This is a genomic window from Streptomyces marincola, from assembly GCF_020410765.1.
Taxonomy (GTDB): domain Bacteria; phylum Actinomycetota; class Actinomycetes; order Streptomycetales; family Streptomycetaceae; genus Streptomyces; species Streptomyces marincola.
On the sequence record NZ_CP084541.1, the window covers coordinates 5,717,543 to 5,731,571 of the forward strand.

The window sequence follows — 14,029 nt, forward strand, 5'->3', positions numbered from 1 at the left end:
ACGCTGTCACTCGACGCCGAGGCCGGCGTCGTCGGTGATCTCGGGCAGCCCTTCCTCGGCCAGTACGCGGTTGAGGACGGACAGGTCGTAGATGCCCGTCAGGTCGGTCTCCTCCAGCAGTCCGGCGTCGATCGCGTTCCGCGCGCCGGCCTGGAGGGTGGGGGCCAGCGGGTCGTTGAGGAACTCCACGTTCTCGAACGCCGGGTCGAGCACCTCGGCGGGCAGCTCGCTGCCGCCGGGCAGCGCGGCCAGCTCCGCGTTGAACCGCTCCTTGGCCTCATCGGGGTTGTCGTTGATCCACGCGTTGGTGCGGACCACGCCGCGCACGACGGCCTCGACGACGTCCTCGTGCTCGGCCAGGAAGTCCTGCGAGGCGATCACGTGCGTGACCACGTACTGGCCGTTCTCCCACAACTCGCCCTCGTCGAGCAGCGTTTCACCGCCGCGGCTGACGAGGTTGGCGGCGGTCGGCTCGGGCACCCACGCGCCGTCGATGTCGCCGCCCTCGAAGGCCGCGGGGATCTCGGCGTTGGGGATGCGGAACACCTCGACGTCCCCGGTCCCGTCCTGGGGGTTGACCTCGAAGCCCTCGTCGGCCAGGTAGTTCAGCAGGGCGACGTCCTGGGTGTTGCCGAGCTGGGGGGTGGCGATCCGGGCGCCCGCCAGGTCCTCGGTGCTCCCGATCGCCTCGGAGTCGACCACGAGCGAGGCACCGCCGGACGCGGCGCCCGACACGATGCGCAGGCTCTCGCCGCCGGACTGGGCCCAGCCGTTGATGGCGGGGTTGGGGCCGATGAACGTGAGGTCGAGGTCGCCCGAGTTCAGCGCCTCGATGGCCGAGGGGCCGGCGTTGAACACCTGCGTGTTCACCTCGGTGCCGCCCAGCTCCCGCCGGATCAACCCGTCGTCCTGGAGGCCGACCACGGCGGTGGCGTGGGTGATGTTGGCGAAGTAGCCGATGTTCACGCGGTCCGCGGACAGGGCGGGGCCCGCGCTGTTCTCGCCGGAGGGCGCGGACGCGTCGTCGTCGGCCTCGGAGCCGTAGCCGCAGGCGGCCAGGCCGCCGACGAGCAGGGGCAGGGACAGGGCGGCCGACAGCAGGCGGCGGGCGCGTCTGGCGGGCAGGGCGCGGACAGAGGTCATGACGACGGAGGTCCTTCCGGGACGGATGGTGCGGCGGCGGGGGTCGGGAGGGCGCGCCGGGGCGCGGGCACGGGCGTCAGGTCAGCCCGCACATCGCCCCATGCCGCCCTCGCCGCTGCCCAGGGCGCCGCTGCCCACACGCCCGCCTTCCTTGGCGAACGTGGCGAACGCGTTCCTCGCCATCGTCAGAAGTCCCACCCGTCGTCGGAGTCGGGCGCGCCGGTCACGGCCGCCGCTGCGCCGGCGAAGGCGTCGCCCGCCATGCCCGCGGTCAGCGTCGAGCCGTCGGCCGGGTCGATCAGCAGGAACGAGCCGGTGGCGCGCGACGCGGCGTACGCGTCCATCGCCAGGGGCTCGGACGTGCGCAGCAGCACGCGGCCGATGTCGTTCGCCACCAGCTCGCCCGGCTCCGGGTGCTGGGACAGGTCGGCCAGCGTCAGCCGGGACGGGATCTCCCGCACGATCGCGCGCACCGTGCGGGTGGCGTGCTTGAGCAGCACGCGCGCGCCGGGCCGCAACGGGCGGTCGTGCAGGTGGCACACCGTCGCCGCCACGTCCCGCACCGGGTGCGCCGCGCCGTCCGCGGGGACGATCAGGTCGCCGCGGGAGATGTCCAGGTCGTCGTCGAGCTCCAGGGTCACCGACTGGGGCGCCCAGGCGGTGTCGACGGACTGCCCGAGCGCGTCGATCCGCCGCACGGTGCTGGCGCGGCCCGAGGGCTGCGCCACGACGCGCTGGCCCACGCGCAGCACGCCGGAGGCGATGCGGCCCGCGTAGCCGCGGAAGTCCGGGTGCTCCGGCGTCTGCGGCCGGATCACGTACTGCACGGGAAACCTGGCCGGGTCGCCGGCCGGATCGTGGCCGACCGGCACCGTCTCCAGGTGTTCGAGAACGGTCGGCCCGCCGTACCAGTCCATGCGGGCCGAGGGCGTCACCACGTTGTCCCCGGCCAGCGCGGAGATGGGGATGGCGGTCACCTCGGGGATGCCGAGCGAGGACGCGTAGGCCGTGAACGCCTCGGCGATGTCGGCGAACACTGGTTCCGCGTAGTCGACGAGATCCATCTTGTTGACGGCGAGCACGACGTGCGGCACCCGGAGCAGCGCGGCGACGGCGGCGTGCCTGCGGGTCTGCTCGACCACGCCGTTGCGCGCGTCGACCAGGATGATCGCCAGCTCCGCGGTGGACGCGCCGGTCACCATGTTCCGCGTGTACTGCACGTGCCCCGGGGTGTCGGCGAGGATGAACCGGCGGCGCGCGGTGGTGAAGTAGCGGTAGGCCACGTCGATCGTGATGCCCTGCTCGCGCTCGGCCCGCAGGCCGTCGGTGAGCAGCGCCAGGTCGACGGCCTCCTGGCCCCTGCTGCGCGAGGCGAGCTCCACCGCTTCCAGCTGGTCGCTGAGCACCGACTTGGAGTCGTGCAGCAGCCGCCCGACGAGGGTGGACTTGCCGTCGTCCACGGACCCCGCCGTCGCGAAGCGCAGCAGCGCCGTGGTGTACAGCGCCTCGACGCCTGCCGTGTCCGCGCTCATCAGAAGTACCCCTCGCGCTTGCGGTCCTCCATGGCGGCCTCGGACAGCTTGTCGTCGGCCCTGGTCGCGCCCCGCTCGGTCAGCCGCGAGGCCGCGATCTCGGCGATGATCTGCTCGATCGTTGCGGCGTCCGAGTCCACCGCCCCGGTGCACGACATGTCGCCGACCGTGCGGTAGCGCACCAGGCGCCGCTCCTGCGGCTCGTCCTCGCGTGGGCCGCCCCACTCGCCCGCCGTCAGCCACATGCCGTCGCGGCGGAACACCTCGCGTTCGTGCGCGTAGTAGATCTCCGGGATCTCGATCTTCTCCCGCGCGATGTACTGCCACACGTCCAGCTCGGTCCAGTTGGACAGCGGGAAGACGCGGACGTGCTCGCCCGGCGCGTGCCGCCCGTTGTACAGGTCCCACAACTCCGGCCGCTGGCGGCGCGGGTCCCAGCCGCCGAACTCGTCGCGCAGCGAGAACACCCGCTCCTTGGCTCTCGCCTTCTCCTCGTCGCGCCGCCCGCCGCCGAACACCGCGTCGAAGCGGCCCGTGTCGATGGCGTGCAGCAGCGGCACCGTCTGGAGCGGGTTGCGGGTGCCGTCGGGCCGCTCGCGCAGCCGGCCGTCGTCGATGAACTCCTGGACGGACGCGACGTGCAGGCGCAGCCCGTGCCGCGCGACGACGCGGTCCCGGTAGGCGATGACCTCGGGGAAGTTGTGGCCCGTGTCCACGTGCAGCAGCGCGAACGGCAGCGGCGCGGGCGCGAACGCCTTCAGCGCCAGGTGCAGCATCACGATGGAGTCCTTGCCGCCGGAGAACAGGATCACCGGCCGCTCGAACTCGCCCGCGACCTCGCGGAAGATGTGCACCGCCTCGGATTCCAGCACGTCCAGGTGGGGCAGGGCGTAGGGGCTTCCGGCCGCGGTGCCGGGCCGCCTGGCCGTCACAGTCATGCGCTCGTCCTCTCGCTCGCTGCTTGCGTCCCCCGCCGTCCGCGTCCGCCCGCGCGGCGGGCCGTCCCGCCGCGCCTCACAGCAGCCCCCGGTCGCGCAGCAGCGCGTGCAGCGCGGTGGCGGAGTCCTCGACGGTCTGCTCGTGGGCGGCGATCCGCAGGTCGGGGTCGGCCGGGATCTCGTACGGGTCGTCCACGCCGGTGAGACCGCTGAGTTCGCCCGCGGCCTGTTTGGCGTACAGGCCCTTCACGTCCCGTTCCGAGCAGATCTCGACGGGGGTGGCGACGTGCACCTCGACGTAGGCGGTGCCCGCGGCCTGGTGGCGTTTGCGCACCGCCTCGCGGCTGTCGGCGTAGGGGGCGATCACCGGCACGAGCGCCTTCACGCCGTGCGCGGCGAGCAGTTGGGCGACGAAGCCGATGCGCTGCACGTTGGTGTGCCGGTCCGCGCGGGAGAAGCCGAGCCCCGCGGACAGGAACTCGCGGATCTCGTCCCCGTCGAGCACCTCGACCCGGTGGCCCTCGCCGGTGAGCCGGGTGGCCAGCGCCCGGGCGATCGTCGTTTTGCCGGCGCTGGGCAGGCCGGTGAGCCAGATGGTGGCGCCCTGCCCTGTCGCGTTCATCTCGTGGTTCCTCGTCGTCGGTGTCATCCCGGCCTCAGCCGTGCAGCCCGCACTCGGTCTTGAACGTCCCGGCCCAGCGGCCGGCCCGCGCGTCCTCGCCCTCGGCGGTGCGGCGCGTGCAGGGCGCGCAGCCTATGGACGTATAACCGTCCTGGAGAAGCGGGTTGGTGAGCACGCCGTGCTCCGCGACATAGGCTTCCACATCCGCCTGCGTCCAGTGAGCTATCGGGGCAATCTTCACCTTTTCGCGCTTGGCGTCCCAGCCCACGACCGGCGTGTCGGCGCGGGAGGGCGCCTCGTCCCTGCGCAGTCCCGTGGCCCACGCGTCGTAGGGCGCGAGGCCGGCTTCCAGCACCCGCACCTTGCGCAGCGCGCAGCACAGGTCCGGGTCGCGCGCGTACAGCGCGGGCCCGTGCTCGGCGTCCTGCTCCGCGACGGTCTGCCGGGGCGTGAGGGTGATGACGTTGGCGTCGACGAAGGCCGCGACCGCGTCCCGGGTGCCGATCGTCTCGGGGAAGTGGTAGCCGGTGTCGAGGAACAGCACGTCGATCCCCGGCAGGGCGCGCGAGGCCAGGTGCGCCACGACGGCGTCGGCCATCGAGGACGTGACGCACAGCCGGGGGCCGAACGTTTCCGCGGCCCAGCGCAGGATGTCGAGCGCGGGCGCGCCGTCGAGTTCGCGTCCCGCGCTCTCCGCGAGAACGCGCAGGTCCTCGGCGCTGGGGCGCTCGGTGGTAGTGGCGTTCATCGTGTGCCTTCCCTTCCTCGGCTCGTCGGGGCGGCGGGCGCGCCGCCGGGGCCGCCGCCCCGGCCGTCCGGCTCCGCGACCGGCCCGCCCGGGCGGGGCGCGGCGGCCCCTCGGGCGAGCAGGCCGAGGAAGGACAGCCGGAAGGCCCGGTTGCACGCGGCGCATTCCCAGCTGCCGTGGCCGTGCTCGGCGGGGCGCAGGTCCTCGTCCCCGCAGTACGGGCAGTAGAACGGGGCGGCCCGCTCGCTCACGACAGCGACTCCGCGTCGGCGCGGGCCGCCCACTGGGCGAAGCGCTCCCCGGGCTCGCGCTGCTCCTGGTAGGCGCGCAGGACGCGTTCGACGTAGTCGGCGAGCCCCGCCGCGGTGACCTTCAGGCCGCGGACCTTGCGGCCGAAGCCGGGTTCGAGGCCGAGGGAGCCGCCGAGGTGCACCTGGTAGCCCTCGACCTGGTTGCCCGCGTCGTCGGTGACCAGCTGCCCCTTGAGGCCGATGTCGGCCACCTGGATGCGGGCGCAGGAGTTGGGGCAGCCGTTGATGTTGATGGTGACCGGCTCGTCGAACCCGGGGAGGCGGCGCTCCAGTTCGTCGATGAGCCAGGAGCCGCGGCCCTTGGTCTCCACGATGGCGAGCTTGCAGAACTCGATGCCGGTGCAGGCCATCGTGCCGCGCCGGAACGCGGAGGGCTCGACGGCGAGGTCGAGCGCGGCCAGGCCCTCGGTGAGCGCGGTGACCCGGTCCTCCGGCACGTCCAGAATGATCATCTTCTGCTGCACGGTGGTGTGCACCCGCTGCGAGCCGTGCGCCTCGGCGAGATCGGCGATCTTGGTCAGCGTGGTCCCGTCGACCCGCCCCACGCGCGGCGCGAAGCCCACGTAGTACCGGCCGTCGCGCTGGCGGTGCACGCCGACGTGGTCGCGCCAGTGGTGCACGGGGGCCTCGGGCGCGGGGCCGTCGGCCATGCGGCGCAGCAGGTACTCGTCCTCAAGCACCTGGCGGAACTTCTCCGGCCCCCAGTCGGCGACCAGGAACTTGATGCGGGCGCGCGTGCGCAGCCTGCGGTAGCCGTAGTCGCGGAACAGGCCGACGATGCCCTCGTGCACGTCGGCCACCTCATCGGCCGGCACCCAGGCGCCGAGTCGGACGCCGATCTTGGGGTTGGTCGACAGGCCGCCGCCGACCCACACGTCGAACCCGGGGCCGAGTTCGGGGTGGCGCACGCCGACGAACGCCACGTCGTTGATCTCGTGCGCCACGTCGAGCAGCGGCGAGCCCGAGACGGCGGTCTTGAACTTGCGCGGCAGGTTGGAGTACGCCTTGTTGCCGATGACCCGGCGGTGGATCTCCTCGATGGCGGGGGTGCCGTCGATGATCTCGTCGGCGGCGATACCGGCCACGGGCGAGCCCACGACGACGCGCGGTGTGTCGCCGCACGCCTCGGTGGTCGACAGGCCGACGGCTTCGAGCCGCCGCCAGATCTCGGGCACGTCCTCGATGCGGATCCAGTGGTACTGCACGTTCTGCCGGTCGGTCACGTCGGCCGTGCCGCGCGCGAACTCCTGGGAGATCTCGCCGATGACGCGCAACTGCTGCGTCGTGAGGCGTCCGCCGTCGATGCGGACCCGCAGCATGAAGTACTCGTCGTCCAGTTCCTCGGGCGCGAGGATCGCGGTCTTGCCGCCGTCGATGCCGGGCTTGCGCTGCGTGTACAGGCCCCACCAGCGCATGCGGCCCCGCAGATCCTGCGGGTCGATCGACTGGAACCCTCGCTTGGAGTAGACCGTCTCAATGCGTGTCCGCACATTGAGACCGTCGTCGTCTTTTTTGAACTGCTCGTTGGGGTTGAGCGGAGTGAAGTGGCCGGCCGCCCACTGGCCTTCGCCGCGGTGGCGGCCGGCCTTGCGGCGGGACGGGGCGACGGGCTTGCTGGCGGGCTCGGGCATGGCACGCGATCCTTCTGCGGGCAGCAGGGCGGCTCCGCCGGCTGGGCACTCGCGACATTGCGGGCATACAGGGCAGAGCTGAACGGTCGGGTCGGGGTAACTACCGCGGCTGGGAGGGGTGGTGAGCCGGCTGGCGCTGCGGCTCTCAGCAGGCCGGACAGATGGCGCTGGACGTACGGCCGTGGTCGACGTGAGGCCGACTTACCAAGGCGATTCCAGCTCGTGACATGACCGCAGAGTGGCACGCGGTGTCTCCTGCGTCCACCAATAACCACTATGTGGACGATGCTGTCCCAATATGTGAAACGTGTGGCGATGCGCTCACACTCGGTCACTTCGCGGTGACCCGTCCCGCGCGACCTCCGGCCGCCCCGGCAGAGGGCAGGCGAACGCCCCGCCTCGCGCGATCACGGCCTTGGGGCGTGCGGAGATCCACATCGCTGTGGGAGGTCGTCGATATCGGTGGCGTCCACGCATTGATCCTCGACACTCTCGCGACACCCGTTAGAGTGCGTGGCCCCGTCCAGTGCGTCCGGGCGGGAGCACGCCCCACGCGAGAGGTAATGCCGTGCCCGCAGAGCACAACTACGACCACGAGCGCGAACTGTGGGACACCTACGCGGAAAGTACCAGGAAGACCGTGACGAGCGCTGAGGCCCGCTTCCGGTGGACGCAGTACGGCGACCACGGGCCGGGAACCGAACTCCTGGGCGAGCCGAACAGCGTGCTGGAAATCGGCTGCGGTACCGGTCGTGCGCTGGCCCATCTCGCGCAGCGAGGCGTCAAGGCAACGGGCATCGACCTTTCCCCCGTCATGGTCCAGCAAACCACCGAAAGGTGGGGGCCACTCGGCGTCGAGTTCATCTGTGCCGAGGTCATCGCGCACCTGGAGAACGACCCCACGACCTATGACGCCATCTATTCCATGTTCGGGGCGGCATGGTTCGCCGATCCCGCGCGGCTCTTCCCGCTGGTTGCCGAACGGCTGAGTCCAGGCGGTGTGTTCGTGTTCTCGCAACCACCGGCCATTCCCGGCGCCTACGGCCCGCAAGGAATGTACAAGGGAGGGTTCGCCGGACCGGCCATGTTCACCTACCGCTACAGCTACCCGCCGGAAGTGTGGGAGGGATTCCTGTCGGACGCGGGGCTCATCAACGCTCACGTCCGCGTCCTGGCGGCCCCCGAACCCGGCCACATCGGAACCCTGATCGGACGTGCTCAGCGCCCCTGAGGCTGTCACTGCGCCCCGTCCGTGCGCTGGCTCCGCGGCCCGCGCGGTAAAAGGACCGGGCTGGGGGACTACCCGAGGAAGTGCCGTTCGATCGCCTCGAAGATGTCCGCGTCCGTTTCACGCTGCCACGCCGGAAGGTCTTCCCAGTCCGCGACGTAACTCGCCTTCGGGGATTCGAAACGCCGGTAGATCTGGGCGATCCAGCAGATGGCGACGAACCGACCCTTCTGCTCACGCGTGAGCCGCACGGTCTGCCCGCCGCTGCGTTCGATGAACTGCCGCACCTGGTCGCAGACTGCTGCGGCGGCTGCCCTCTCCCACGCCGGGGTCTCGGTCCACGGGGCGATGTAGCCCGGCTTGGGCTCGCCCGGGAAGTGCTTCGTGACGCCGGCAATCCACGCGTCGCGGAAAAGGCGCCCCGGCTCGTCGCTCATCGAATCTCCTTGTCAGTCCTTGGCCGTCTTCGATCATCGAAATCGTCCGAAAGTGTGCGGGAGCCGCCCGGCCGTGGGGAGAGGGGCAGGCAGCCATGGGAGACACTGGCTATGGTCACCCGAACGTGGGAGCGCTGCTCCGGGACCGCGCGGCCCGGCGTGTGGGCGTCCACATGGGAACGGCAGGGCCGTTCGCGATACTCCGCCCGGTCGGCGGCGACGCGCACACCGTGCGGCGTGGTGAGCAGATGTTGCGCCAACGGTTGTCTTCTCCCGGCTGTTCTGTCGCTCGAACGTCCCTACCCCACCCGGAGTTTCCTGCGGGGCGACACCGGACCGACCCTGCCTGTGCCCGCTGGCCCGGCCACGCATCCCCCGCGCCTCCCTGCTGACGGGCGCCGCGCCGGGCCTCGCCGGATGCACGCCGCCAACCGCCCGGGCATCCTGGTCCGAAGTTTCTTCACTGGCTCAAGAGCGCGCGCCTACCGGCGCGAGGGCGACCCCGGCCGCCCTCGTGCGCGCTGCGGCCTTCGGCCGGTCGGCCCGAGCGGCCGGGCCGCCCATGCCGGGACCCGTCTGCTCCTGACTGACGCGGCACTAGGCGGCGGAAACGAGCTGGGCGGCACGTTCGTTGAAATCGGCCACGAGCCGATGCCGTCCGAACGGGCGCATGCGCCGCTGGAGATCCTGCACCGCCTCCACGGAGCGCGAGGACTTCACCTGACCGGCGAGTGACACGGCGCGCAGTCCGGCGCCGTGCGCGGCCTCCAGATCGCGCCGTTGCAGGTGGGCGACGGCAAGGGCCGCCTGCGACATGGACCCGCGCCGGGCGCGCTTCTGCTGCCGCGCGTGGCCGATGGACCGCCGGGCGTGCTCCTGGGCGGCGTCGGCGTCGCCGAGGTCCCTGAACGTGTTCGCGTGCTCACCGTGCAGGTAGGCCACGTCGATGAACGCCGCCCAGTCCGGCTCCTCCTCCAACCGCACCCGCTCCTGTGCCCGTTCCGACTCGGCCACGGCGTGCGCGGCCCCCGCCCGGTCGCCCAACAGCGCGAGCGCCCGCGCCTCCAGGCACCACAGGTCCGCCAGGCAGGCCGGGGACGTGCCCCGGGCCAGGCCCTGCCGCCCTGCCTGCGCGAGCCGCCGCCCCTCGGCAGGATCGCCTTGCAACGTCGCCTGATCCGCCATCCCGGCCAGCACGTGCGCGCCGAGCGCCGCGTTCCTCGACTCCTCGGCCAGCCGCAGCGACTGGATCAAGTAGCGCTGCGCCGTCCCGTGTTCGCCGTTGTCGTAGGCCATCCAGCCCAGCAGGTAGGTCTGCTCGGCCGCGGCCTCGCACAAGGCACGCCGCACGTCTTCGGTATGCGTCCGGCGCAGCAGCGGATAGACGTGCTGCGTCATGTACTCGGCCAGCACCAGGCGGCCGGACCCGCCACCCTGGAAGATGTCCATGCGCTGGAACGTCGTGAACATGTTCCGCACGGCGGAGACGTCCTCCAGGCGCACGCGCGGCCCGGCAACCGGGGACTGATCAAGGGTGTTCACCAGCCAGTCCCGCGACGGACCCACGGCGGCCACGGCCGTGAACGGCGCCGCTGTCAGGAACTTCCGTCGGTCCACGTCCGCTCTCCCCAGATCGGCGACAGCTTCCACGGTAGCCGCGTACGAGGCGTTGTACACCAGTGCGGCCCGAGCGCCGCCCCGATCGCCCAGGCCGAGGTCATAGGTCGTCACCCGGAAGCCGAAATGCTCGGAGAACACGTCCGCCAGGACGTCGGGCACCGGGTCGCGCGGGCTTTCCCCACCGAGCCAGCAGCGCACCCGCGTCGCGTCGGGCGCGATGTGCGGCTCCCCCCGGGCGACGGCGTTCGACTGCACCCGCCGGGCCAGTTCACCGCGGCTCAGGCCGGACCGCTCAAGCCAGTGGGCCAGCCGGTCGTTCGGCGTCTTCATGATCGCGCCCTTCTGCCACGCAGGGTATTCCGAGCAACACCCTTCGCCACCCTTCCGACAGTGCCCCCGGGATCGCAGGCCGCGTTGGCTGTACGTACACAAAGAGCCGTTCGAAGGACCGGAGGTGGACCACCATGACGAGCCCCGCAGAGCAGGACGCCCCAAGCCCCGACGCCGTGATCCCCTCATCGACGCCGCGAGGCGACAGCCCCACGCTCGACGAACTGCACGTCCAGGTCGAGCGACTCGACCGTGCCATCCGCGAACACCTGGGCCAGGAGGTCGAGAAGCAATGACGTCATGCCGCGTGCCGCCCATGACCCGCCCGACAGCCGTGCCGTTACCGGTCGGTGCCTCTTCGGATGCGGAACCGTCGGCGGTGCCGCGATGAACCAGCCGGTCGGCGTGCAGATCGCGGTCGAGGTCGACGCGCGCACCGTCCGGCGTGGTGACCAACTGATGATCGGCGGCCAGTGCTTCACCGTCGGGGACATGACCGCGTTGGGGCCCGGACGCAAGCGTCTGCTCTTCACCACCGGGGAGACGTTCACCCTGCACGCCCGCACGGTGCTCTGGGCGGCCCGTCTCGTCGATCCGCGGCTGCGCCGCCGGACGCGGGGGTGAGGCGGGGCGGTGCGGCACGGGGCGGCCCCCGGGGTGGAACCCCGGGGGCCGCCGTGTGGGGGGACGAAGGTCTCAGACGCCGAGGAGGCGTTCCACCAGGTCGCGGTAGTCGAGGAGCAGTACCCGCTGCCGTTCCGTGTCCGCGCCGTGCTCCTGCCAGCCGCCGCGCAGGTCCTTGCGGCGGGCGCTCAGGGCCTCGGTGAGCTGGGCAACGGTCTCCTCAAGCAGGAAGTCCGCGTCCGTCAGGGCCCGTTCCGGGTCGTCGACGAATCCGGCCAGCGCCCGGTGCAGTCCCGCGCCGAGGCGGTCGATCTCGCCCTGGGGGATCAGCGGGGCCGACGCGTTCGCCGGTACCTCGATGCCCAGGTCGGCCCCGGCGCCGGTGCCCGGCGCCGTGTTGTACGCGTCCGTCTCGGCCCTGTGCAGATCCATCACGCACCACCCTTCGTCGCCGCGTGCCGCTGCGGAGTGCTGTGGCGCATCCGGAACAGCCGCGGGCCCGCCCGGTGTTCGGCCGCGTCCTGCGGCCCCGCCGTGAGCAGTTCGCGGAACAGGTCCCGGCCGCGCAGCAGCGCCTCCCGCATCTCCTCCGTGCCCGTGCCCGTGCCGCCCGTCGCGGCGTGCCCCGCCATGCCGTGCAGCTGCCGGTACGCCTCGACGTGCCGGGGGTGGTGCACGGACAGCGCCGCCACCTGGTCGTCGTACGCGTCCGATGGGTAGCCGCGGTCGTGCACGAGCTGCGTCAGCAGGTGGTCGGCCTCGGCCAGCGCCGTCCCCGGCGCGTCCACGAAGCGTTCCTGTACCCGGGCCCACTTGCCCTCGTAGGTCTCACGCTCGCCGGCGGTCAACGGGCGCACCCGCAGCCGGCCGTGCTGCCGCACCCGCTCGGCGAGCTCCTTCTTCGCCGCCTTCGTGTCGCCGTCGTGCCGGGCGACCGTCCGTTCGTACTCGGGGCCGAAGCGGCGTTGAAGGCTGCCGTTGCCGGGGCCGACCGTGGGCAGTGCCACGAGCAGCACGACCACGGCGACGACGACAACAGCCATAACAATGATGGTTGTCATCATGACGCCCCCATTCGTAGAGAGGTTCTCCCGCGGGTTGTCATGACTCCGTGTTACCTGGCGGTCCCGGACCAAACCTGCCGTGCTCACGTTCCGTTCAACGGCCGGGCGCGCTCGACCACGGCGGTCAGCGCCCCGGAGTCGGGCAGGGTCCCGAACGCCGCACCCCACTCGCCGCCCAGCCGCGAGGCGCAGAAGGCGTCCGCCACCTCGGGCGGCGCGTACCGCACCAGCAGGGAGCCCTGGAGCACGAGCGCGATCCGTTCGGCCAGGCGCCGGGCCCGGCCCTCGATGCCCTCCAGGTCGGACATCTCCGTCAGCAGCGCCTTCGTCGCGGCGTCGAGCCGGTGGTCCGCGCCGGCCGCCCGGCCGATCTCGGTGAGGAACGCGTTCAGGGCGCCGGGGTCCCGGCGCAGCGCCCGCAGCACGTCGAGGGCCTGCACGTTGCCCGAGCCCTCCCAGATGGAGTTCAGCGGCGACTCGCGCAGCAGGCGCGGCATGCCGGACTCCTCCACGTAGCCGTTGCCGCCCAGGCATTCGAGGGCTTCGACGACCAGCGGTGTGCAGCGCTTGGTGATCCAGTACTTGGCCGCCGGGACCGCGATCCGCAGCAGGTGCCGTTCCTGCGCGCTGCCCGCCGCCGCGGCGTCGCAGGCCGCCGCGAGGCGCATCGTGAGCGCGGTCGCCGCCTCCGACTCGATCGCGAGGTCGGCCAGAACGTTGCGCATCAGCGGTTTGTCGACGAGCCGGCCGCCGAACGCCTCCCGGTGGGCGGCGTGGTGCACCGCCTGCGCCACCGCCTGCCGCATGAGGGCCGCGGAGCCGGCCGCGCAGTCCAGGCGCGTGGCGGCGACCATCTCGATGATCGTCGCCACGCCCCGGCCCTCCTCGCCCACGCGCCGGGCCAGGGTGGTGCCGTCGAACTCGACCTCGGCCGAGGCGTTGGAGCGGTTGCCCAGCTTGTCCTTGAGCCGCTGGAGGCGGAACGCGTTGCGCGTGCCGTCCGGCAGCACCCGGGGCAGCAGGAAGCAGGTCAGGCCCCCGGGGGCCTGCGCGAGCACGAGGAACGCGTCCGACATCGGCGCGGAGCAGAACCACTTGTGCCCGGTGAGCGCGTAGACGCCGGCCTCCGCGAGCGGTTCGGCGCGCGTGGTGTTGGTCCGCACGTCGGAGCCGCCCTGCTTCTCCGTCATGCCCATCCCGGCCAGCGCGCCCGCCTTGCCGGCCGCGGGGCGGAGTCCGGGATCGTAGGTCCGCGAGGTGAGCAACGGCTCCCAGACGCGGGCGAGTTCTGGTTCGGCGCGCAGCGCGGGCACGGCGGCGTGCGTCATGGACAGGGGGCAGCCGTGCCCCGCCTCCACCTGCGTCCACACCAGGAAGCCCGCGGCGCGCCGCAGGTGCCCGTCAGGGCGCGACCACGCGTCGGTGAGCCCGGCCGCGACGGCCCGCTCCAGCAGTTGGTGCCACGCCGGGGGGAAGTCGACCTCGTCGACGCGGTGGCCGTAGCGGTCGTGGGTGCGCAGCACCGGCGGGTACGCGTTCGCCCGCGCCCCGAGCTCGGCCGCCTCGGCGGAGCCGGCCGCCTCGCCGAGCGCGCGCAGTTCCGCGGTCGCCTCGTCGGCGGTGCCCGCGGACACGTGCCGGGCGAACGCCTCGGAGAGCGCGGCGTCCTGCCCGAACACGTCGTAGCCCACCAGGGGCGGGACCTGGTTGGTCACCGAGTGAGTGCGTGGCGTCATGCCGCAACCGTAGGCCCGGGCCGCCCGCCCGTCACCACCTCGGCGGAGCCGCGCGGCGGCGGGCC

At 72.3% G+C, this 14,029-nt stretch carries 15 protein-coding genes; 3 read left to right on the top strand and 12 right to left on the bottom strand.

Going from position 1 to position 14,029, the window contains the following annotated elements; genetic code table 11:
• Positions 1 to 6 precede the first annotated feature (6 nt).
• From LC193_RS25225 to LC193_RS25255, 7 genes are all read right to left on the bottom strand, one after another.
• Positions 7 to 1,143: an ABC transporter substrate-binding protein gene (locus LC193_RS25225; RefSeq protein WP_226077674.1), complete on the bottom strand. Its 1,137-nt coding sequence runs from the start codon at positions 1,141 to 1,143 to the stop codon at positions 7 to 9.
• A gap of 185 nt (positions 1,144 to 1,328) precedes the next feature.
• Positions 1,329 to 2,675, bottom strand: coding sequence for a sulfate adenylyltransferase subunit 1 (locus tag LC193_RS25230; RefSeq protein ID WP_226077675.1), 1,347 nt, complete (start codon positions 2,673 to 2,675; stop codon positions 1,329 to 1,331).
• Positions 2,675 to 3,613 (bottom strand): sulfate adenylyltransferase subunit CysD, encoded by a 939-nt coding sequence (gene cysD, locus LC193_RS25235; protein WP_086157528.1) that lies wholly within the window; start codon positions 3,611 to 3,613, stop codon positions 2,675 to 2,677. Before cysD ends, LC193_RS25230 begins: the two co-directional genes overlap by 1 nt.
• A 76-nt stretch (positions 3,614 to 3,689) precedes the next feature.
• Positions 3,690 to 4,235: an adenylyl-sulfate kinase gene (gene cysC / locus LC193_RS25240; protein ID WP_226077676.1), complete on the bottom strand. Its 546-nt coding sequence runs from the start codon at positions 4,233 to 4,235 to the stop codon at positions 3,690 to 3,692.
• A 34-nt stretch (positions 4,236 to 4,269) separates the two neighbouring features.
• Positions 4,270 to 4,983 carry a phosphoadenylyl-sulfate reductase gene (locus LC193_RS25245; protein ID WP_226077677.1) on the bottom strand — a complete coding sequence of 238 codons (714 nt, stop codon included), beginning with the start codon at positions 4,981 to 4,983 and terminating at the stop codon, positions 4,270 to 4,272.
• Complete coding sequence (locus tag LC193_RS25250) at positions 4,980 to 5,234, bottom strand: hypothetical protein (protein WP_226078926.1); 255 nt, start codon at positions 5,232 to 5,234, stop codon at positions 4,980 to 4,982. The genes LC193_RS25245 and LC193_RS25250 overlap by 4 nt, the downstream gene beginning before the upstream one ends.
• Positions 5,231 to 6,925 (bottom strand): nitrite/sulfite reductase, encoded by a 1,695-nt coding sequence (locus LC193_RS25255; RefSeq protein WP_226077678.1) that lies wholly within the window; start codon positions 6,923 to 6,925, stop codon positions 5,231 to 5,233. Before LC193_RS25255 ends, LC193_RS25250 begins: the two co-directional genes overlap by 4 nt.
• Positions 6,926 to 7,493: 568 nt before the next feature.
• Here LC193_RS25255 and LC193_RS25260 point away from each other — a divergent pair.
• Complete coding sequence (locus LC193_RS25260) at positions 7,494 to 8,156, top strand: class I SAM-dependent methyltransferase (RefSeq protein ID WP_226077679.1); 663 nt, start codon at positions 7,494 to 7,496, stop codon at positions 8,154 to 8,156.
• A 68-nt stretch (positions 8,157 to 8,224) separates the two neighbouring features.
• On the opposite strand, the gene LC193_RS25265 is transcribed toward LC193_RS25260, so the two are convergent.
• Together LC193_RS25265 and LC193_RS25270 are read right to left on the bottom strand one after the other, a co-directional pair.
• The gene (locus LC193_RS25265; protein ID WP_226077680.1) at positions 8,225 to 8,590 is read right to left on the bottom strand and encodes a hypothetical protein; all 366 of its coding nucleotides are present in this window, start codon (positions 8,588 to 8,590) and stop codon (positions 8,225 to 8,227) included.
• Between the two features lie 597 nt (positions 8,591 to 9,187).
• On the bottom strand, positions 9,188 to 10,540 hold the full coding sequence (locus LC193_RS25270) for a transcriptional regulator (RefSeq protein WP_226077681.1): 1,353 nt from the start codon (positions 10,538 to 10,540) through the stop codon (positions 9,188 to 9,190).
• A gap of 134 nt (positions 10,541 to 10,674) precedes the next feature.
• Here LC193_RS25270 and LC193_RS25275 point away from each other — a divergent pair, with 134 nt between their 5' ends.
• Both LC193_RS25275 and LC193_RS25280 read left to right on the top strand, forming a co-directional pair.
• Complete coding sequence (locus LC193_RS25275) at positions 10,675 to 10,836, top strand: hypothetical protein (protein WP_226077682.1); 162 nt, start codon at positions 10,675 to 10,677, stop codon at positions 10,834 to 10,836.
• 91 nt (positions 10,837 to 10,927) lie between these two features.
• Positions 10,928 to 11,164, top strand: coding sequence for a hypothetical protein (locus LC193_RS25280; RefSeq protein WP_226077683.1), 237 nt, complete (start codon positions 10,928 to 10,930; stop codon positions 11,162 to 11,164).
• A gap of 72 nt (positions 11,165 to 11,236) precedes the next feature.
• Here LC193_RS25280 and LC193_RS25285 read toward each other — a convergent pair whose 3' ends face one another.
• The 3 genes from LC193_RS25285 to LC193_RS25295 form a co-directional block, all read right to left on the bottom strand.
• On the bottom strand, positions 11,237 to 11,596 hold the full coding sequence (locus LC193_RS25285; RefSeq protein WP_226077684.1) for a hypothetical protein: 360 nt from the start codon (positions 11,594 to 11,596) through the stop codon (positions 11,237 to 11,239).
• Positions 11,596 to 12,207, bottom strand: coding sequence for a hypothetical protein (locus LC193_RS25290; protein WP_226077685.1), 612 nt, complete (start codon positions 12,205 to 12,207; stop codon positions 11,596 to 11,598). The genes LC193_RS25285 and LC193_RS25290 overlap by 1 nt, the downstream gene beginning before the upstream one ends.
• Before the next feature lie 104 nt (positions 12,208 to 12,311).
• Positions 12,312 to 13,964 (bottom strand): acyl-CoA dehydrogenase family protein, encoded by a 1,653-nt coding sequence (locus tag LC193_RS25295; protein ID WP_226077686.1) that lies wholly within the window; start codon positions 13,962 to 13,964, stop codon positions 12,312 to 12,314.
• Positions 13,965 to 14,029: the final 65 nt, after the last annotated feature.